Source organism: Sinomonas halotolerans (genome assembly GCF_039615075.1).
In the GTDB taxonomy this organism is placed as follows: domain Bacteria; phylum Actinomycetota; class Actinomycetes; order Actinomycetales; family Micrococcaceae; genus Sinomonas; species Sinomonas halotolerans.
In genome coordinates, this window is the sequence record NZ_JBDFRB010000014.1 from 58,081 (window position 1) to 78,697 (window position 20,617).

At 69.0% G+C, this 20,617-nt stretch carries 13 protein-coding genes, 3 rRNA genes and 1 pseudogene; 10 read left to right on the top strand and 7 right to left on the bottom strand.

Going from position 1 to position 20,617, the window contains the following annotated elements; translation table 11 throughout:
* Positions 1-36: 36 nt before the first annotated feature.
* Positions 37-1,227, top strand: coding sequence for a dipeptidase (locus ABCQ75_RS13580; RefSeq protein ID WP_345886005.1), 1,191 nt, complete (start codon positions 37-39; stop codon positions 1,225-1,227).
* Positions 1,228-1,236: 9 nt separating this feature from the next.
* Here ABCQ75_RS13580 and ABCQ75_RS16220 read toward each other — a convergent pair whose 3' ends face one another.
* Entirely contained in the window at positions 1,237-2,115 is an 879-nt protein-coding gene (locus ABCQ75_RS16220; protein ID WP_427916105.1) for a hypothetical protein, read from the bottom strand.
* 586 nt (positions 2,116-2,701) lie between these two features.
* On the opposite strand from ABCQ75_RS16220, the gene ABCQ75_RS13590 reads away from it, so the two are divergent.
* Positions 2,702-5,371, top strand: coding sequence for a replicative DNA helicase (locus ABCQ75_RS13590; protein ID WP_345886006.1), 2,670 nt, complete (start codon positions 2,702-2,704; stop codon positions 5,369-5,371).
* Between the two features lie 42 nt (positions 5,372-5,413).
* Here ABCQ75_RS13590 and ABCQ75_RS13595 read toward each other — a convergent pair whose 3' ends face one another.
* Together ABCQ75_RS13595 and ABCQ75_RS13600 are read right to left on the bottom strand one after the other, a co-directional pair.
* Positions 5,414-5,773, bottom strand: a complete 360-nt coding sequence (locus ABCQ75_RS13595) for a VOC family protein (RefSeq protein ID WP_345886008.1) — start codon at positions 5,771-5,773, stop codon at positions 5,414-5,416.
* A gap of 45 nt (positions 5,774-5,818) precedes the next feature.
* Positions 5,819-6,133 (bottom strand): annotated as a pseudogene (locus ABCQ75_RS13600) (GNAT family N-acetyltransferase); the annotation flags it as partial.
* A 213-nt stretch (positions 6,134-6,346) separates the two neighbouring features.
* On the opposite strand from ABCQ75_RS13600, the gene ABCQ75_RS13605 reads away from it, so the two are divergent.
* From ABCQ75_RS13605 to ABCQ75_RS13615, 3 genes are all read left to right on the top strand, one after another.
* Entirely contained in the window at positions 6,347-7,642 is a 1,296-nt protein-coding gene (locus ABCQ75_RS13605) for an MATE family efflux transporter (RefSeq protein ID WP_345886025.1), read from the top strand.
* A gap of 24 nt (positions 7,643-7,666) precedes the next feature.
* Positions 7,667-8,251, top strand: a complete 585-nt coding sequence (locus ABCQ75_RS13610; protein WP_345886010.1) for a hypothetical protein — start codon at positions 7,667-7,669, stop codon at positions 8,249-8,251.
* A gap of 63 nt (positions 8,252-8,314) precedes the next feature.
* Entirely contained in the window at positions 8,315-8,656 is a 342-nt protein-coding gene (locus ABCQ75_RS13615; protein ID WP_345886012.1) for a hypothetical protein, read from the top strand.
* A gap of 104 nt (positions 8,657-8,760) precedes the next feature.
* On the opposite strand, the gene ABCQ75_RS13620 is transcribed toward ABCQ75_RS13615, so the two are convergent.
* Entirely contained in the window at positions 8,761-9,306 is a 546-nt protein-coding gene (locus ABCQ75_RS13620; protein WP_345886013.1) for a CGNR zinc finger domain-containing protein, read from the bottom strand.
* Between the two features lie 94 nt (positions 9,307-9,400).
* Here ABCQ75_RS13620 and ABCQ75_RS13625 point away from each other — a divergent pair, with 94 nt between their 5' ends.
* Positions 9,401-10,468, top strand: coding sequence for an EamA family transporter (locus tag ABCQ75_RS13625; RefSeq protein WP_345886015.1), 1,068 nt, complete (start codon positions 9,401-9,403; stop codon positions 10,466-10,468).
* A gap of 48 nt (positions 10,469-10,516) precedes the next feature.
* On the opposite strand, the gene ABCQ75_RS13630 is transcribed toward ABCQ75_RS13625, so the two are convergent.
* The 3 genes from ABCQ75_RS13630 to ABCQ75_RS13640 form a co-directional block, all read right to left on the bottom strand.
* Positions 10,517-12,937, bottom strand: a complete 2,421-nt coding sequence (locus ABCQ75_RS13630; RefSeq protein WP_345886016.1) for a heavy metal translocating P-type ATPase — start codon at positions 12,935-12,937, stop codon at positions 10,517-10,519.
* A 3-nt stretch (positions 12,938-12,940) separates the two neighbouring features.
* Positions 12,941-13,171, bottom strand: coding sequence for a heavy-metal-associated domain-containing protein (locus tag ABCQ75_RS13635; protein ID WP_345886017.1), 231 nt, complete (start codon positions 13,169-13,171; stop codon positions 12,941-12,943).
* Positions 13,172-13,319: 148 nt separating this feature from the next.
* Entirely contained in the window at positions 13,320-13,670 is a 351-nt protein-coding gene (locus tag ABCQ75_RS13640; protein WP_345886018.1) for a metal-sensitive transcriptional regulator, read from the bottom strand.
* 591 nt (positions 13,671-14,261) lie between these two features.
* Here ABCQ75_RS13640 and ABCQ75_RS13645 point away from each other — a divergent pair.
* The 4 genes from ABCQ75_RS13645 to ABCQ75_RS13660 form a co-directional block, all read left to right on the top strand.
* A 16S ribosomal RNA gene (locus ABCQ75_RS13645) occupies positions 14,262-15,783 on the top strand.
* A gap of 496 nt (positions 15,784-16,279) precedes the next feature.
* A 23S ribosomal RNA gene (locus ABCQ75_RS13650) occupies positions 16,280-19,424 on the top strand.
* 167 nt (positions 19,425-19,591) lie between these two features.
* A 5S ribosomal RNA gene (gene rrf, locus ABCQ75_RS13655) occupies positions 19,592-19,708 on the top strand.
* The 16S, 23S and 5S rRNA genes sit together here, the layout of an rRNA operon.
* A 507-nt stretch (positions 19,709-20,215) precedes the next feature.
* Positions 20,216-20,617, top strand: a 402-nt coding sequence (locus ABCQ75_RS13660; RefSeq protein WP_345886019.1) for a hypothetical protein, incomplete at its 3' end; no start/stop codon positions are given.

Consider the following 20,617-nt stretch of genomic DNA (forward strand, 5'->3'; position numbering starts at 1 on the left):
CCGCCGCGCTCCCGGACCGCGCGTACCATGACGGGCATGGACCAGCCCGCGCCTCCTGACCCCGACCCGGGCCCAACCGCCTCGGACCCTGCGCCACCCGAGTCGGGCACCGCGTTCCCGCCGGTGTTCGACGGCCACAACGACCTCCCCTGGGCGCTCCGCCAGGGATTCGGGTACAGCGTCGAGGCGGCAGGCCTGGCCGAGGGGCAGCCGCGCCTGCACACGGACCTTCCGCGGCTGCGTGCCGGCGGCGTGCTCGCGCAGTTCTGGTCGGTGTTCGTGCCCTCGACGCTGACGCCGGCGGAGGCGGTCGTGGCCACGCTCGAGCAGATCGACTGCGTCCGGCGCCTCGCGGCCGACCATCCGGGAACCTTCGAGCTCGCGGTCAGTGCCGAGGATGTCCGCGCCGCGGCCGGCCGCGGCAGGATCGCCTCGCTCATGGGGATGGAAGGCGGCCACAGCATCGCGGGCTCGCTCGCGGTCCTGCGGATGATGCGGGGGCTCGGGGTGCGCTACATGACCCTCACCCACAACGACGACGTCCCCTGGGCCTGCTCCGCGACGGGCGCCGCTGCCGAGGCGGGTGCGGACACCGGGCTGAGCGACTTCGGGCGCGGGGTCGTGGCGGAGATGGACCGGATCGGGATGATCGTGGACCTCTCCCACGTCTCCGAGCGCACCATGCATGACGCCCTGGACACGGCCAGGGCGCCGGTCCTCTTCTCGCATTCCTCGTGCCGCGCGGTGTGCGGGCATCCGCGGAACGTCCCGGACGGCGTGCTCGAGAGGCTGCCGGCCAACGGCGGCGTGCTCATGGTGACGTTCGTGCCCAAGTTCGTGTCCGAGGCCTGCCGCGCGCACGCGTGGAACGTCCGAGAGGAGCGCCGGCGCCTGGGCCTGCCGGTCGGGTTCCACGACGTGGCCCCCGACGAGGATCCGGCAGCCGCCGCGGAGTTCGCCCGGTGGGAGGCAGCCCACCCCGCGCCCGAGGCGACCGTCGACGACGTCGTGCGCCACCTCGAGCACGCTCGCGAGGCCGTGGGGATACGGCACGTGGGGCTCGGCGGAGACTTCGACGGTACGCCGGACCTGCCGGCGGGCATGGACGGGGTGGCCGGCTGCGCGCCGCTGCTCGAGTCGCTCGCCGGGCGCGGCTGGTCCCGCGCGGAGCTCGAGGCGCTGTGCTGGGGCAACGCGCTGCGGGTCCTCGAGGCGGCCGACGGGTAGGCCCGCCAGTCAGAGGAGCGAGACGAACGCGCGCGCCTCTTCGATGCTGATGTCGGAATGCCTGTGCAGGAGCTGTGCGGCATCCTCGGCGTCGCCAATCTGCGCGAGCGACTTGATCTCCGCATAGATCTCGTCGTTGAGCATGTTGCTCGCCACCTCGAGCGTCTCCCGCCCGTTGCTCACGATCGCCCGGTAGCGGTAGGGGAAGCGCTGTGGGCGCAGCGCGTCGCGTGGCGCGTCAGCGGCGGTCGCCTCCTGGGGCACGACGCCGGGTCCCGGCTCGGCGTGGCCGGGCGCCTCCGCGCGGGCTTGAGGGGCTTCCGGGGCCGTGCCGGCGGGCCCCTGGGCCGTCTCCGTCGGGGACTGCTCGGCGGAGAGCCCGCTCCAGTCCGGGGGCACGATCGTGGGCGACTGGGCCTCGGCCTCCTCCGGCACGGCACCCTCTGCGGCCGGGGATCCCGGAGCCGCGGCGTCGCCCTCGGGGGCGGGGGCCGCGGCGTCCTTCTGGGCGGGGCCCGCGGCTTCGCCCGCCTCTTGTTCGCCGGTCCCGGGAGCGCTGGGGAAGCTCGGCGCCGTGCCGGCGGGGCGGTAGGGCTGCGGGTGCCGGTCGAGGAGGACGACGGCGTTGCGCGCCTCGACGAGGCCCACACCGGTGGCTTCCCGATAGGCGGCAATGGCCTGCATGAGCTGGCCGCGGGCGATCAGCGAGTAGACGTTCCGGTGCTGGTCCGCCGAGAGGCGGGCGGCGGCGGCAGCGGCCGCCTCAGGGCCACCGGCCAGCCCGCCGTCCAAGGAGGCGCGGGCGCGCTTCGCCCCGAGGCGGAGCACCAGGATCAGGACCGCCGCGACTGCGGCGAGGATGAGGAGGGGAGGCAGGAGGTTTTCCATGGGGGCGCTTCTCGAGGGTGCGGGGGAGGGGCCGGGGCTGGCCATGAGGCACCTCCAGCCTAGTGCCTGCGGCCCGTGATGGCCCCCGAAGGCAGAGTCCTAGCGGCGGGACGGCCGGGGCCGCGGGCGCCGCCGGCGGGCCGGACACCCCTGGACCCGCGTTCCGGGGGCCACGCCGGCCAGCAGCGTGCATATGCCGTGCGCTTCATGCCGCGGCCGCGGTGGTCGAATCAATGTGATCCACGGCACATTCGGGCTGATAGCGTGCCGCTGAACGCATACGTGCCCACAGGCACTGTGGATTGCCTCCTGTGGAAAAAAATCTTTGGTCCACACCATGTCGACAACGTTTCCACAGGTCAGAGGCGCATTTTAGAAGTCTGCGAAGAGTTTTCCACAGTTATCCACAGACTTCCGAACATCTCAGGGGCCCTATTCCACACGTTGTCCACAGGGCGGGTGGACAGCGGGCTTCAGGAGTGTCGTGAGGAGGGGCTACGGTTGCCCAGAATCTTCCGGAGGCGAAGCGCCCGCGTGATCCGCGAGCACGCTCCCGGGTCGTGAGCTAGTGTCCGAGGTGCTGCCGGTGTCCGCTTCCCCCGTCGAATCCGCTCCTTCCTTCCGCGACCCGGACGCGGCCCGCACGCCGCCCCAGGACATCGCGGCCGAGCAGTCCGTGCTCGGCGGCATGATGCTCTCGAAGGACGCCATCGCGGACGTCGTCGAGGTCCTGCGCGGGCAGGACTTCTACCGGCCGGCGCACGAGGCCATCTATGAGGCCGTCATCGACCTCTACGGCCGGGGCGAGCCCGCCGACGCCGTGACCGTCTCCGACGAGCTGACCAAGCGGGGCGAGATCAACCGCGTGGGCGGGCCGGCCTACCTCCACGAGCTCATCCAGTCCGTCCCCACCGCGGCCAACGCCGGCTACTACGCCGAGATCGTCGCCGAACGCGCCGTCCTGCGCCGCCTCGTGGGCGCCGGCACCAAGATCGTCCAGCTCGGCTACGGGCAGGACGGCGAGGTCGAGGACCTCGTCAACCAGGCGCAGGCCGAGGTCTACGCCGTCGCCGAGCGCCGCACCGCTGAAGACTACGTCCCGCTCTCCCAGGTCATGGAGGGCGCCATGGACGAGATCGAGGCAGCAGGCCACCGCGGCGGCGGCATGACGGGCGTCCCCACCGGCTTCTACGAGCTTGACGAGCTCACGCACGGACTGCACCCCGGCCAGATGATCGTCATCGCGGCCCGACCGGCTGTCGGAAAGTCCACCTTCGCCCTCGACTTCGCGCGCTCGGCGGCGATCAAGCACAAGATGGCCACCGTCTTCTTCTCTCTCGAGATGGGCCGGAACGAGATCGCCATGCGCCTCATGAGTGCCGAGGCATCCATCCAGCTCCAGGACCTGCGCCGCGGCACGCTCCGCGACGAGCAGTGGTCCAAGATCGCCTCCGTGCTCGGCCCGCTCAACGAGTCGCCTCTCTTCATCGATGACTCGCCGAACATGTCCCTCATGGAGATCCGGGCCAAGTGCCGCCGGCTCAAGCAGCAGCACGACCTCAAGCTCGTGGTGCTCGACTACCTCCAGCTCATGACCAGCGGCAAGAAGGTCGAGAGCCGCCAGCAGGAGGTCTCCGAGTTCTCCCGTGCGCTCAAGCTCCTGGCCAAGGAGCTCCAGGTCCCGGTGATCGCGCTCTCCCAGCTCAACCGTGGTTCCGAGCAGCGCCAGGACAAGCGGCCCATGGTCTCGGACCTCCGCGAGTCGGGCTGTCTGACCGCGGACACGCGGGTGCTTCGTTCTGACACGGGAGCGGAGACGACACTGGGCGAACTCTTCGCGGCCGGCGCCAAGGATGTCCCCGTCTGGGCGCTCGACGAGAGCCTCCGATACGTTGAACGCCACCTCACGCACGTGTTCTCCACGGGCGTCAAGCCTGTGTTCAAGGTCCGGCTCGCATCGGGCCGCACTGTCCGGGCCACAGCGAACCACCCCTTCTTCACCTATGAGGGATGGCGCCCGCTCGGAAGCCTCTCCGCGGGAGACAGGCTGGGCGTCCCCCGCCACGTCAACGGGCCCTCCCAGCGCACGGAATGGGACGATCGCCAGGTTGTCATGCTGGCCCATCTCATCGGCGACGGTTCCTTCGTGCGGAGGCAGCCCATCCGCTATGCGACGAAGGACGAGGCGAATGTCCTCGCAGTGACGAAGGCGGCGGAATACTTCGGGATCACGGCAGTCCGCGACGACTACGCCGTGGCCCGCTGCACGACGGTGCGGCTCCCCGCGCCCTTCCGCCTGACGCACGGCAGGCGCAACCCGATCGCGGCGTGGCTCGACGCCCTGGGGCTGTTCGGCGCGCGAAGCCACGAGAAGTTCGTTCCGGAGGCCGTGTTCGCGCTTCCCAAGCAGCAGATCGCCCTGTTCCTCCGCAACCTCTGGGCCACCGACGGTTCGGTCACGGTCAACAAGGCGGGCACGGCGGGCCGCGTGTACTACGCGTCCACGTCGCGGAGGCTGCTGGACGACATCGCCCGCCTCCTGCTCCGCTTCGGCATCACCGGGCGCATCAGGACGACCACGCCCAAGGGCGCCTATCGGCCCGGCTACACCCTCGACGTTTCAGGGGCCGACGACCAGCGCCGCTTCCTCCAGGAGATCGGCGTCTGCGGGGAGAGGGACATCAATGCGCAGCGGCTCCTCGAGATCGTCCGCGCCACAACAGCCAACACGAATGTGGACACCGTCCCCCGGACGGTCTGGGACGACGTGCGGAACACCCTGGCCGAGACCGGGATGAGCCACCGGGCGTTCCAGGACGCCCTCGGCACGGCCTACTGCGGATCGTCACTGTTCAAGTCGGCTCCGTCTCGTGAGCGGCTGTCGCGCGTAGCTGAGATCCTGGGATCAGCCGATCTCGAGATCCAGGCGCTCAACGATCTGTTCTGGGACTCCATCGTCAGCATCGAGCCCGATGGCGAGGAAGAGGTCTACGACGCCACCGTGCTCGGCTGCCACAACTTCATCGCAAACGGCATTGCCGTCCACAACTCGATCGAGCAGGACGCGGACATGGTGATCCTGCTCCACCGCGAGGACGTCTACAACAAGGAGTCGCCCCGCGCTGGCGAGGCGGACATCCTCGTGGCCAAGCACCGCAATGGCCCGACCAAGGACATCGTCGTGGCCTTCCAGGGCCACTACTCGCGGTTCGCGAACATGGCGGCGGACGCAGGCGGCGAGGGTGGCGGGTTCTAGGACTGCCCGACCGTAGGGCCTGTCAGGGCAGGCCTGGCCGCCTCAGGGCAGGCACAGGCAGAACGGGTGCCCCGCCGGGTCGAGGAAGACCCTGAAGGTGGTGCCCGGCTGGTTTCCGTGCTTGGTCGCTCCGAGATCGACGACCGCGAGCTCGGCCTCGTCCAGGTCGTCCACCGTGACGTCGAGGTGGAGCTGCTGCGGAACCTCCTGCCCGGGCCATTCCGGGGCCCGGTAGCCCTGGACGCCCTGGAAGGCGAGGGACTGGCCGTTGCCGGCGCGGATCGAGGCCCACTCGGCCGAGGTCTCCTCCACCGTCCAGCCGAGCAGCGCCGCGTAGAACGAGGCGAGGGCGGCGGGATCAGGACAGTCGAGGACGGTGACGGGGTAGCGTGCGATAGCCATGCCCGAAAAGCTACTCCTCCAATCGGACAGATGGTGTCCTATTGCTCACCGGAGGTCGAGCCGCATGAGCACCCGGGGGAAACCCCCGGAGACGGAGTCCGTGTCCGCGGCCTTCGTGAAGCCGGCCTTCTCGAACATGGCCCTGGCCCCCACGTAGGCCATGGTGAGGTCCACGCGCTCGCCCCTGTTGTCCGCGGGATAGCCCTCGACCACGGGCGCGCCGCGAGAGCGCGCGGACTCCGCGGCCCCCTCGAGGAGCGCCCCGGCAACCCCCTTCCTCCGGTGCCCCGCCCGCCTGCGCAGGCACCAGATGCTCCACACCGGCAGGTCGTCGAGGCGGGGGATCTTCCTCGAGTGCGCGGGGCATGGCCTGTCCGTCGCGATCGGCACGACTCGGGAGGGTAGATCGTGCCGAGTTGCGCCGATCCTGACGGCTGCCGGCACCGAAGGCAGCCCACGGCAGACCCCTCTGGGCGCGCGTAGGGTGGTCGCGTGATCAGATCCCTCCTCGGCGCCCGCCCGGGCGGGCCGGGCCGCGGCGTCGCCGGGCACGACTCGGCGACGGCCCGCGAGATCCTGCGCCTCGCTGTTCCCGCGTTCTTCGCGCTCATCGCCGAGCCGCTCTTCCTCCTCGCCGACTCGGCGATCGTGGGGCACCTCGGTGTGGAGCAGCTGGCGGGCCTGGGCCTCGCAACGACGGTCCTGCAGACGGCTGTGGGCCTCATGGTCTTCCTCGCCTACGGGACGGCGCCGGCGGTCGCGCGGTTCCTCGGCGCGGGCCGGATGGGCCACGCCATGGCGGCGGCGCGCGACGGCGTGTGGCTGGCCTTCGCGCTCGGGCTCGCGCTCGCGGCGCTCGGCTGGGCGGCGGCGCCCGCGGTGGTCGCCGCCTTCGGGGCGTCTCCCGGCGTGCAGTCCCACGCGGTGGACTACCTCGTGTGGTCCATGCCGGGCCTCGTCGGGATGCTCCTCGTGTTCGCCGGGACGGGGGCGCTGCGCGGGCTCCAGGACACAAGGACCCCGCTCGTGGTCGCGACCGTGGGCTTCAGCGCGAACATCGGCCTGAGCCTGCTCTTCGTCTACGGGTTCGGCTGGGGCGTGGCCGGCTCGGCGATCGGCACGAGCGTGGCCCAGCTCGGCATGGCCGGCGTGTACGTGTGGATCGTGGCGCGGCGCATGCGCCACGAGGGCGTGGGCTTCGCCCCGACCGCGCGGGGCGTCCTGAGCGCGGCCCACGTGGGCGGCTGGCTCATGCTCCGCACCCTCACGCTGCGCGCTGCGATCCTCGCCGCGGCCGTGGTCGCCACGGCCCAGGGCTCGGAGAACCTGGCCGCACACCAGATCGCCATGACGGTCTTCGCCTTCCTCGCGTTCGCCTTGGACGCCCTCGCCATCGCGGCCCAGGCGCTCATCGGGAAGGAGCTCGGCGCGGGCCGTCCGGAGCGCGCCCGGGAGCTCACCGGCACCATGGTGCGCTGGTCCCTCGGCCTCGGGGCCGTGACCGGCGCGCTCCTGGCCGCGGTGGCCCCGTGGGCGGGATGGGCGTTCACCACGGACCGTGGGGTGCACGCCGCGCTCGTCCCCGCGCTCCTCGTGCTCGCGGCCAGCCAGCCGCTCAGCGGCTACGTCTTCGTCCTGGACGGCGTGCTCATCGGGGCGGGCGATGCCCGGTACCTGGCCCTCGCAGGCCTGCTCAACCTGGCGGTCTACGGCCCGCTCCTCGTAGCTGTGGGCCTCTCCGGGGCGGCCGGCCCGGCCGGGCTCGCGTGGCTGTGGGCGGCCTTCGCCGGCGGGTACATGCTGGCCCGGGCCGTGACCCTGGGCGTGCGGGCCCGCTCGGACGCATGGATGGTCCTCGGCGCCGGCTGAGCGCAGGCTGACTACACTTGGAGCGTGCCTGACACCCCCGTGACCGCTACGGCGAGAGTCTTCCGCCCCGTCCTGCTGCGCTCCGCGGTCGCGATCGCGTTCGGCGCCGTGACCGTCTTCTGGGGCCAGCCCACCGCGTCCGCGGCGGCATGGCTCCTCGCCGGCTACTTCGTGGGGCTCGCCGCGGCACAGGCGTGGCAGCTCAGGGAAGAGGGCCGATGGGCGGACCCGTCCGCGCGGCCGGCACCCGCAGCGCGGTCCATCGCCTCCGCGGCCTTCGGGCTCGCGGCCGCGATCGGCCTCGCGCTCGGCACGCTCCCGCACGTCACCGGTGTGGCGGTCGGGGCGGCGGCGGCCTTCGCGCTCACCGGCGCCTCGGACCTCTACCGCGGCCTTGCCGGCCGGCGCATGAGCCCGCTCGCGCGCGATGCGGTGATCACCGGCGTCGTGCACCTCGGCGCCGCGGGGCTCGTGCCGTTCTTCGCCCCGCTCGGTGCGCACGCCCTGCTCGGAGTGGCCGGCGGCGCCGCGATCCTCACGGGCGTCCTGCTCGCCGTGGCCGGCCTGAGCCTCCGGCACGATTCCGCCCCCCGGACGGGCGTGGCCTAGAATCGATACCGGTTCTACTGCGCGTAGAACATCTCCACCACCCGGCCAGCTCCAGGAGGGCCCATGTCTCAGCCGCAGCGCGGCCCCCGCGTCGGGATCAAGGGCCCGCTCCTGTTCTCGGCGTTCTTCGCCGTTGTCGCCTTCTTCGCGGTCCTCGTCTTCTCCTCGGGCGGCTCCGCGAAGACCCCGCGTTTCGACCTCGCGTTCAGCGGCGCCGGCATCGCGTTCATCGTGTGCCTCGTGGTGGCCGCGATGCTCTCCATGAGCTACAAGGAGAACGCCGAGCACCTCGGCCAGGGCTCCGGCGTGAACCTGCGCTCCGCGGACCGCGACCAGCCGGGCGGCCCGGACGCCGGCGGCACCGGTTCAGGCCGCGGCACCGACGCGGACGACGCCGACTCCTGAGTCCCGCACCGGCGTCGGCTCGCGCGCGGCCTGATTGTCGCCCGGTCCAGCGCACCCTGCTGAGCCCGCACTCTGCTGAGCCCGCACCCTGCTGAGCCCCTGGCTCAGCTTGCCGCCTTGCGCTCCCGGTAGGCCCGCACGTGCGCCCGGTTGGCACAGTTCCCCGTGTCGCAGTACCGCTTCGAGCGGTTCTTGCTGAGGTCGATCAGCACCGCCTCGCAGTCCTCGGCCGCGCACACGCGCAGCCGCTCGAGCTCGCCTGAGCGGATCACGTCCACCACGGCCATGGCAGCCTCGGTGCCCACGCGGTCCGCGAGCGGCGCCTCCGGACTCGTGGCGTGCAGGTGCCAGTCCCACTCGTCGTGCTTGACAAGCTGGGGGAGCGCGCGGGACTCCCGCAGGATCGCGTTCACGAGGTCCACCGCCTCGTCCTCGGTCGCGTCCCACAGGGTGCGCAGGCGCGACCGCAGCGTGCGCACCGAGGCCAGCTCGCCGTCGTCGTGCGTCCTGGAGCCCGTGAAGCGCTCCCGCGCGAGGAACTCGTCCAGGTCGGCGCGCGTGGCGAGCTTCTCGCCGCCGTCCGGGTCGAGCGTGTTGACGAGGTTGACGACGCTGCGCAGCGCCACCTCGGTGTCAGGGGCGAAGATCATGTTGACTCCTTACGGAGGGCAGGTCTACTGTCATTACCATACAGCTTTTTGCCCATGACATATCCCTGATCGAGCCCTCGGGAGGTGCCCTGTGATGTCCACGCTCCGCGCCCTGTCCGCGAACCGCACTACGTCCGGAATCGTCTTCGCGCTGCTGTCCGCGGCGACCTTCGGCATCTCGGGCCCGCTCGGGAAGTCCCTCCTCGAGGCCGGCTGGAGCTCGGGCGCAGTTGTCGGTGCCCGGATCGGGCTCGCGGCGCTCATCCTCGTCATCCCGGCCGCGTGGACGATGCGCGGGCAGTGGTCCCGGCTGCGCGGCGGGCTCGGGCTCATGGCCGCGTACGGGTCGGTGGCGATCGCGCTGTGCCAGTTCTTCTACTTCAACGCCGTGGCGCGCATGAGCCCGCCCGTGGCCCTCATGCTCGAGTACCTCGCGCCGATCATCCTCGTCGGCTGGGCCTGGCTGCGCACGCGCCGCCGCCCCGGCCGGCTCACGGTCGGCGGCACCGTGGTGGCGATGCTCGGCCTCGCACTCGTCCTGGACGTCCTGGGCGCGCAGCGCGTCGACCCCGTGGGCGTCGCGTGGGGCGTGGCCGCGGCTGTGTGCCTCGCGGTGTACTTCGTGCTCTCCGCGAAGTCCGACGGCGTCCTGCCGCCCGTCGTGACCGTCGCCGGCGGCATGGTGTTCGGCTCCGTGACGATCGGCGTGCTCGCCGCGGTGGGCGTGCTCCCCGTCGAGGCGACGTTCGGGAGCGTGGACCTCCTCGGCACCGAGACCAGCTGGCTCGTCCCGGTCCTCGGGATCACGCTCGTCTCGGCTGTGGTCGCGTACCTGCTCGGGATCGTGGGCACGCAGCGGCTCGGCTCCAAGCTCGCGAGCTTCGTCTCGCTCACCGAGGTGCTCTTCGCCGTCATCGCCTCGTGGATCATGATCGGGGACGTCCCCGGGCCGGTCCAGGGGATCGGCGGCGCGCTCATCGTGGCCGGCGTCGTCATGGTCCGCTTCGACGAGCCGCGCGCGGGGGCCGGCCCAATGCACCCGGCGGCACCCGTTGCGCCCGAGGCGCTCCCCGCCGTGCCCGAGGAGGCCGATCCAGCACCGGCCAGTGCAACGCCGGGCGGGGCACCCGGGGGACTCCCCGGCGTCGGCCGCCGCGCCTAGCATGGACGCATGTGCCAACGGGGGAACGGGGAGAGCGCGGGGCCGGGGTCAGCGGTGGAAGCGCGTGAGGCGCAGCGAGTTGGTCACCACGAGCACCGAGCTCGCCGCCATCGCCGCCCCCGCGATCATCGGGTTGAGCAGGCCCAGGGCCGCCACCGGAATCCCCACGGCGTTGTAGAAGAACGCCCAGAACAGGTTCGCCTTGATGATCGAGAGCGTCTTCCGGGACAGCTCGATCGCGGTCGCGACCTGCCCCAGGTCGTCGCCCATCACGGTGAGCTCGGCCGCCTCGCGCGCCACGTCAGTCCCTGACCCCATCGCGATCCCGAGGTCCGCCTGCGCGAGCGCCGGGGCGTCGTTGACGCCGTCGCCGGCCATCGCCACCCGCGAGCCGGAGGCCTGGAGGCGCTTGACGGCGTCGACCTTCCCCTCGGGCCGCACGCCCGCGAACACGTCGCCGGGAGCGATCCCGACCTCCGCGGCCACCCGTGCGGCGACCGCCGCGTTGTCGCCGGTGAGCAGCACGGGCCGCAGCCCGAGCGCCCTGAGCCGCGCGATGCCGGCCGCCGAGCTCGGCTTCACGGTGTCGCGCAGGCTCAGGATCCCGGCGATGGCGCGGTCGACGACGACCCACACCGCGGTCGCGCCGCCCTCCTCGCGCTCGGCGAGCCGCGCCGCCTGCCCCGCGTCCGGGGCGGCGCCGCGGGAGGCGAGCCAGTCCGCCCGGCCCACGAGCACCTCCCGCCCGCCGACCGTCCCCTCCACCCCGCCGCCCGGCGCGGAGCGGAAGCCGACGACGTCCGGCAGCCCGGCGCCGTCGTGCGCCCCGGAGCCTGCCCGGGCCCGCGCCGCGGCCGCGATGGCCGCCGCGAGGGGGTGCTCGCTCGCGGCCTCGACCGCGCCGGCGAGCAGCAGGACCTCGTCCTCGGACCACCCTTCGAAGGCGTCCACCGAGTCCAAGGCGAGCCGGCCCGTCGTGACCGTGCCCGTCTTGTCCAGCACGATCGTGTCCACGGCGCGCGTGTCCTCGAGGACCTGCGGCCCGCGGATGAGGATCCCCAGCTGGGAGCCGCGCCCGCTGCCCGCGAGGAGCCCCACCGGCGTCGCGAGCCCCAGGGCGCACGGGCACGCGATGACGAGCACGGCCACCGAGGCGGTGAACGCCCCCGCGAGGTCCCCGCCGAACGCGAGCCACGCCGCGAAGGTGAGGGCCGCGATCACGAGGACGACGGGCACGAACACCGCGCTGATCCGGTCCGCGAGGCGCGCGATCGGCGCCTTGCCCGTCTGCGCCTCGGACACGAGCCTGGCCATCGCGGCCAGGGTCGTCTCGGAGCCCACGCGGGTCGCCTCGACCACCAGCCGGCCGGACGTGTTCACGGTCGCGCCCGTGACGGGATCGCCCGGGCCCACCTCGACCGGGACCGACTCGCCCGTGATGAGCGAGGTGTCCACGGCGGAGGCGCCGTCGCGGACCACGCCGTCGGTCGCCACGGTCTCGCCGGGCCGCACCACGAACAGGTCCCCGGGAACGAGCTCCTCGGCCGGGACCTGTGCCTCGGCGCCGCCGCGCAGCACGGTGGCGCGCTTGGCGCCCCGGTCCAGGAGCGCGCGGAGCGCGTCCCCGGCGCGGGACTTGGCCCTCGCCTCGAGCCAGCGGCCCAGGAGGAGGAAGGTCGTGACCACGGCGGCGACCTCGAAGTACAGCCCGCCGGAGGACATCTCCATGCCGGGGTGCTCGGTCATGCGCGGCTCGAGCGCGAGCTGAACCACCGAGTACAGGTAGGCCGCGGAGACGCCGATCGAGACGAGCGTGTCCATCGTGGAGCCGAGGTGGCGCGCGTTGATGGCCGCCGCGCGGTGGAACGGCCACGCGGACCACGTCACCACGGGCAGCGCAAGCGCGGCGGCCCACCAGCCCCAGTGCGCGAACTGCGCGGCGGGCGCCATCGAAATGAGCGCGACCGGGACCGTGAACGCCGCCGCCACCGTGAGCCGGGGGAGCAGGCCCGCGTAGGCGGGGATGCGGGGGGCCGGCCGCTCGGTTTCCGGGGCCGCGCTCTCGGGCTGGCCCGGCTGGTTCTGGCCCGGCTGGTTCTGGCCCGGCTGGGTCTCGTCTGGCTGGGCCTGGCCCGCCTCGGACTGGGTGCCGCTGGCGCGCACGACGCCGCCCGGCACCTGGGCGCGTGCCCGCACCCGGGGGGCGGCCCCGGCGTCGTGCCTGATGCTGGCGGTGTAGCCGGCGGCGGCGACCGTCTCGAGCAGCCGCTCGTCGGTGACCCCCACGGGGACCTCGACCCGGGCCGACTCGAGCGGGAGGTTGACGCTGGCGCGGACGCCCTCGATCTTGCCCAGCTTCCGCTCCACGCGGTTGACGCACGAGGCGCACGTCATGCCCTGGATGTCGAGCTCCACGACGCGTGCCTCGGGGACGCCGAGCCCGGCGTCGGGGACTGTCTGGCCCGCCATGGGTCAGGCGTCGTTGGCCACCAGGAGGTAGCCGGCCTCGGCCACTGCCTCGCTGATCGCCTCGTGCTTGATCCTGCGGGTGGAGCTGATGGTCACCTCGGAGACGCCGCCGGCCCTGAGGGCCACCGAGACGCCCTCGACGCCTTCGATCGCCTCGATCTCCTCCGTGACGGAGCTGACGCAGTGGCCGCAGGTCATGCCGTCGACGTGCACGGTGGTGGTGAAGGTGGTCATGTCCTTGCTCCTGATGGTGAGGTCGGTGGGTGGGGTGGTACCCCGCGGGCCAGCGGTCACGCTCGCCAGGGGGATGAATTCGGCAGCGCCCGACGGCGAGCAGCAGCTCGCGCGCGCCGTGGCGCTTGGGGAGTGGGCGGGGCTGTTGCTACCGCAGCAGGCGTCCGATGGCATCGGCGGCCTCCTTCACCTTCGAGTCGATCTCGGCGGCGCGCTTGTCCGGGTCCGGCTCGCCTGCCGCGCCGATCACGCAGTGGCCGATGTGCTCCTCGACCAGGCCGAGGCTCACGGCGTGGAGGGCCTTCGTCACTGCGGACACCTGCGTGAGGATGTCGATGCAGTACTTGTCCTCTTCCACCATCCGCGCGATCCCGCGGACCTGGCCCTCGATCCGCTTGAGGCGCCGGAGGTACGCGTCCTTCTGGCCGGTGTAGCCGTAGAGGGGCGCGTCCGGGCCGTCGCCGTGGACTGTCGCGGTGTCCGGGTTCGTGTGGTCCATGGCAGCAACGTATACCCGCGGGGGGTATCGGTCAAGTACCCCCCGGGGGTAATTCTGCCGTGACTGCCTTCCCTCCGCAGGGCCAGGGGGCGCCTGCCTTGCCTAGGGAATCCAAGCGCACCTGCCCTGTGGCCAAGGGCACATCCCGTGGATTTGCCCGGGCGCGCGCACCCCGGTAATGTTTTCCGAGTCGCCACGGCGGGCCCGAGAGATCGGGAGCCCAGCACGGCGGCGAAAATCCCTTCAACGAAGCCACCGAGGCTGCAGCGTGCTGCGCCTTCTGGCGGCCGCGAAGCGGTTTTCCGATGCGAATTCAGCCGAAACGCGGATTTGCCCCGGAGAATGGATTCCGATAAAGTTGATGGACGTGCCTCGGGGAGGCGATCGGGCCGGAATGGCCGGTGAGAATTACCCGAAGCGGTCTGTTGTTTGAGAACTCAATAGTGTGCCAAGTTCGTTGATGCCATTTTTTTGGTTGATACATTGGGCGGCCTGCCCACCCCCGTGGGTGTGGTCGTCTTGTTTTTGCCAGTTTTGGATTTGCTGGCCGGGGTGGGCGTTTTCCCGTCTGTCCGGCTGGTTTCTGTTTTTTTGACGGAGAGTTTGATCCTGGCTCAGGATGAACGCTGGCGGCGTGCTTAACACATGCAAGTCGAACGATGAAGCCCTTTCGGGGGTGGATTAGTGGCGAACGGGTGAGTAACACGTGAGCAACCTGCCCTTGACTCTGGGATAAGCCTGGGAAACTGGGTCTAATACCGGATAGTACTCCTCATCGCATGGTGGGGGGTGGAAAGCCTTGTGCGGTCTTGGATGGGCTCGCGGCCTATCAGCTTGTTGGTGGGGTGATGGCCTACCAAGGCGACGACGGGTAGCCGGCCTGAGAGGGTGACCGGCCACACTGGGACTGAGACACGGCCCAGACTCCTACGGGAGGCAGCAGTGGGGAATATTGCACAATGGGCGGAAGCCTGATGCAGCGACGCCGCGTGGGGGATGACGGCCTTCGGGTTGTAAACCCCTTTCAGTAGGGAAGAAGCGCAAGTGACGGTACCTGCAGAAGAAGCGCCGGCTAACTACGTGCCAGCAGCCGCGGTAATACGTAGGGCGCGAGCGTTATCCGGAATTATTGGGCGTAAAGAGCTCGTAGGCGGCTTGTCGCGTCTGCTGTGAAAGCCCGGGGCTCAACCCCGGGTCTGCAGTGGGTACGGGCAGGCTGGAGTGCAGTAGGGGAGACTGGAATTCCTGGTGTAGCGGTGAAATGCGCAGATATCAGGAGGAACACCGATGGCGAAGGCAGGTCTCTGGGCTGTAACTGACGCTGAGGAGCGAAAGCATGGGGAGCGAACAGGATTAGATACCCTGGTAGTCCATGCCGTAAACGTTGGGCACTAGGTGTGGGGGCCATTCCACGGTTTCTGCGCCGCAGCTAACGCATTAAGTGCCCCGCCTGGGGAGTACGGCCGCAAGGCTAAAACTCAAAGGAATTGACGGGGGCCCGCACAAGCGGCGGAGCATGCGGATTAATTCGATGCAACGCGAAGAACCTTACCAAGGCTTGACATGTGCCGGACCGTCCCAGAGATGGGGCTTCCCTTCGGGGCCGGTTCACAGGTGGTGCATGGTTGTCGTCAGCTCGTGTCGTGAGATGTTGGGTTAAGTCCCGCAACGAGCGCAACCCTCGTTCCATGTTGCCAGCACTTCGGGTGGGGACTCATGGGAGACTGCCGGGGTCAACTCGGAGGAAGGTGGGGACGACGTCAAATCATCATGCCCCTTATGTCTTGGGCTTCACGCATGCTACAATGGCCGGTACAAAGGGTTGCGATACTGTGAGGTGGAGCCAATCCCAGAAAGCCGGTCTCAGTTCGGATTGGGGTCTGCAACTCGACCCCATGAAGTCGGAGTCGCTAGTAATCGCAGATCAGCAACGCTGCGGTGAATACGTTCCCGGGCCTTGTACACACCGCCCGTCAAGTCACGAAAGTCGGTAACACCCGAAGCCGGTGGCCCAACCCCTTGTGGGAGGGAGCCGTCGAAGGTGGGACTGGCGATTGGGACTAAGTCGTAACAAGGTAGCCGTACCGGAAGGTGCGGCTGGATCACCTCCTTTCTAAGGAGCCCCTCGCATCTGGGGTGCCGGCCTGCACAGGCCGGTGCGTCCGGTGCCAGGTGAATGCCCGCTGCGGGAGCGCATGTCTTCCGGTGGGTGCTCATGGGTGGAACGTCAACGGATTCGTGGCCCGTGCCCTGCACGGTGTGCCCTGTGCGCCAGTACGCCCTCCCCGGCCTTGTCGGGGTGGGCTGGAGAGCGCGGGGGTGCCCGGGTGGGGGTGGGGTCCTTGGCACGCTGTTGGGTCCTGGGGCAACAGCCCTGGTGGCTGCCTTCCTGGGCTGCGGTGCGCTGTGCGCGCGCCGTGGTGCGGGTCGAGTGGTTTGTTGTTTGAGAACTGTATAGTGGACGCGAGCATCTAGCAATTTCTTCTGCCGCGTCGCCGTTTGTCCCTGTTCCCGGGCGTGTCCCGGGGCCGGGGCGGGGTGGCGCGGTGTTGTTTTGCCGAATTGAATTTGTAGGGCGCCCCGTGTGGGTGTCCTTGGTTTTCTTCTGTGTTGAAGTTTCCAAGGGCGCACGGTGGATGCCTTGGCATCGGGAGCCGATGAAGGACGTGGGAATCTGCGATAAGCCTGGGGGAGTCGATAACCGGACTGTGATCCCAGGGTGTCCGAATGGGGAAACCCCGCCATGCGCCGAGAGGTGGTGTGGTGACCTGCCGTTGAACGCATAGACGGTGTGGGGGGAACGCGGGGAAGTGAAACATCTCAGTACCCGCAGGAAGAGAAAACAACAGTGATTCCGTCAGTAGTGGCGAGCGAACGCGGATGGGGCCAAACCCGGCGTGCGTGATACCCGGCAGGGGTTGCGCGTCGGGGGTTGTGGGGCTCTGCTTCGGTCATCTGCCGGTGGCCGGGGGTGTGGTGCAGGAGTGTAGGCGAACGGTCTTGAACGGCCGGCCGGAGAGGGTGTGAGTCCCGTAGCCGTAACGCTTGTCTGCCGCCCTTGCGGATGTCCCCAAGTAGCACGGGGCCCGAGGAATCCCGTGCGAATCTGTCAGGACCACCTGATAAGCCTGAATACTACCCGATGACCGATAGCGGACCAGTACCGTGAGGGAAAGGTGAAAAGTACCCCGGGAGGGGAGTGAAACAGTACCTGAAACCGTGCGCCTACAAACCGTCAGAGCCGGCTGCGCCCTTGGGCGCTGTACCGGTGATGGCGTGCCTTTTGAAGAATGAGCCTGCGAGTTAGTGCCATGTCGCGAGGTTAACCCGTGTGGGGGAGCCGTAGCGAAAGCGAGTCTGAACAGGGCGTTCAGTGGCGTGGTCTAGACCCGAAGCGGAGTGATCTACCCATGGCCAGGTTGAAGCGACGGTAAGACGTCGTGGAGGACCGAACCCACTTCAGTTGAAAATGGAGGGGATGAGCTGTGGGTAGGGGTGAAAGGCCAATCAAACTCCGTGATAGCTGGTTCTCCCCGAAATGCATTTAGGTGCAGCGTTGCGTGTTTCTTGCCGGAGGTAGAGCTACTGGATGGCCGATGGGCCCCACAAGGTTACTGACGTCAGCCAAACTCCGAATGCCGGCAAGTGAGAGCGCAGCAGTGAGACTGCGGGGGATAAGCTTCGTAGTCGAGAGGGAAACAGCCCAGACCACCGGCTAAGGCCCCCAAGCGTGTGCTAAGTGGGAAAGGATGTGGAGTTGCCCAGACAACCAGGAGGTTGGCTTAGAAGCAGCCACCCTTGAAAGAGTGCGTAATAGCTCACTGGTCAAGTGATTCCGCGCCGACAATGTAGCGGGGCTCAAGCACACCGCCGAAGCCGTGGCAGTCCCACGTGAACCCTAGCCTTCGTGGTTCAGGGGTGGGGCTGGGTAGGGGAGCGTCGTGCGGGCAGCGAAGCCGCCGGGTGACCGAGTGGTGGAGGCCGCACGAGTGAGAATGCAGGCATGAGTAGCGAAAGACGGGTGGGAAACCCGTCCGCCGGATGATCAAGGGTTCCAGGGTCAAGCTAATCTGCCCTGGGTAAGTCGGGACCTAAGGCGAGGCCGACAGGCGTAGTCGATGGACAACGGGTTGATATTCCCGTACCGGCGAAGGACCGCCCATGCCGGACAGCCGATGCTGACCGCCCAATCCCCCCCACCGCGGGTCCTTCGGGACCTGCACCGGGGGGTGCGCGCGGGACCCAGAGCTGCGAGGCAAGCGTATTAACAGGTGTGACGCAGGAAGGCAGCCCGGCCAGGCGATGGTAGACCTGGTCCAAGGATGTAGGGCGCGCGGCAGGCAAATCCGCCGCGCACGAAGCCTGAGATCTGACGGGACCCCCTCACGGGGGGATCGGGTGATCCTATGCTGCCGAGAAAAGCATCGACGCGAGGTCCCAGCCGCCCGTACCCCAAACCGACACAGGTGATCAGGTAGAGAATACCAAGGCGATCGAGAGAATCACGGTCAAGGAACTCGGCAAAATGCCCCCGTAACTTCGGGAGAAGGGGGACCCCAACCGTGAACCGCACGCGCTGCGGGGAGCGGGTAGGGGTCGCAGAGACCAGGGGGAAGCGACTGTTTACTAAAAACACAGGTCCGTGCGAAGTCGCAAGACGATGTATACGGACTGACTCCTGCCCGGTGCTGGAAGGTTAAGAGGACCCGTCAGCTCTTCGGAGCGAAGCGGAGAATTCAAGCCCCAGTAAACGGCGGTGGTAACTATAACCATCCTAAGGTAGCGAAATTCCTTGTCGGGTAAGTTCCGACCTGCACGAATGGAGTAACGACTTCCCCGCTGTCTCGACCGTGAACTCGGCGAAATTGCACTACGAGTAAAGATGCTCGTTACGCGCAGCAGGACGGAAAGACCCCGAGACCTTCACTATAGTTTGGTATTGGTGTTCGGAGCGGCTTGTGTAGGATAGGTGGGAGACTGTGAAGCCCGGACGCCAGTCCGGGTGGAGTCATCGTTGAAATACCACTCTGGTCGCTTTGGACATCTAACCTCGGCCCGTGATCCGGGTCAGGGACAGTGCCTGATGGGTAGTTTAACTGGGGCGGTTGCCTCCCAAAGGGTAACGGAGGCGCCCAAAGGTCCCCTCAGCCTGGTCGGCAACCAGGTGTCGAGTGCAAGTGCACAAGGGGGCTTGACTGTGAGAGAGGCATCTCGAGCAGGGACGAAAGTCGGGACTAGTGATCCGGCGGCACCTCGTGGAAGGGCCGTCGCTCAACGGATAAAAGGTACCTCGGGGATAACAGGCTGATCTTGCCCAAGAGTCCATATCGACGGCATGGTTTGGCACCTCGATGTCGGCTCGTCGCATCCTGGGGCTGGAGTAGGTCCCAAGGGTTGGGCTGTTCGCCCATTAAAGCGGTACGCGAGCTGGGTTTAGAACGTCGTGAGACAGTTCGGTCCCTATCCGCTGCGCGCGCAGGAAATCTGAGAAGGGCTGTCCTCAGTACGAGAGGACCGGGACGGACGAACCTCTGGTGTGCCAGTTGTACCGCCAGGTGCACGGCTGGTTGGCTACGTTCGGATGGGATAACCGCTGAAAGCATCTAAGCGGGAAGCCCGCTTCAAGATGAGATTTCCATGGACCTCTGGTCCGAGAGGCCCCCAGCAGACCACTGGGTTGATAGGCCGGACGTGGAAGCAAGGACTGAAGACTTGCGAAGCCGACCGGTACTAATAGGCCGACAACCTCAACACACCACCCCCACACCCGGGGGTGCGGAGAGAACACTGCCACGCGTCCACTCTACGGTCCCCAGACAACAAACCCCCCGCCCCCCGGGGGAGCCGCCACAACCGAATACAGTCCGACCACGGACCCACACGCTTCCCACCCCGCCACCGGCGGGGACGGGACACAGGGTTACGGCGGTCATAGCGTGGGGGAAACGCCCGGTCCCATTCCGAACCCGGAAGCTAAGACCCACAGCGCCGATGGTACTGCACCCGAGAGAGTGTGGGAGAGTAGGACACCGCCGGACAACCATTCACGAGGACCCCCACCACACGGTGGGGGTCCTCACCACTTAACCAACCACCACCCGCAACACGCCCCCGGGGACGCGCCCCGGGGACACGGCCCGGGGGACACGGCCCGCAACGAGGGCGCTCCGCATCACCAGGGCGATCGCACCGCCCGGACCTCGCAAGCCCCTGGCGCCCGGCAGGTGTGCTCGAGCGTCTGCCGGACGCCAGCTCCTCGACGGGAGGGCCGGCTGTGTGCGGGATGCAGTACCGGGGCCCGTGTGGGATGCAGCACCCCTGCCCGTTCCGCCCCGGAATCGGAGGTCCGCACCCCGTAGACTTGATCAGAGCTGTGCTGGAGAGTTGATTCCGGCGGATAAGTCGATAGTGAAAGAGGAGCCACATGGCAGAGGAGAACGGGCGCGGCCGCGACGGACGGGGATTCGGCGGACCCCGTCGAGGAGGCGACAGCGGCCGGGGATCCGAGCGCTTCGGTGGCCCCTTCCGCGGAACCAGCAACTCCGGTGGGCGTCCTCGCGGGTTCCGCGACCGCGACCGGGACGACGCGGGTCGGGACGCAGGTGAGCGCCGTCCCTTCGATCGCGATGACCGGGAGCGTCCTCGTTTCGATCGTGAGCGTGGTGAGCGTGGCCAGGGTCGTCCGTTCGGGCGCGATGACCGTGGTGGTGAGCGTGGCCAGGGTCGTCCGTTCGGGCGCGATGACCGTGGTGGTGAGCGTGGCCAGGGTCGTCCGTTCGGCCGTGGTGGTGAGCGTGGCCAGGGTCGTCCGTTCGGGCGCGATGACCGTGGTGGTGAGCGTGGTGAGCGTCCTCGTTTCGATCGTGAGCGTGGTGAGCGTGGCCAGGGTCGTCCGTTCGGTCGCGATGACCGTGATGGTGAGCGTGGTGAGCGTCCCCGCTTCGATC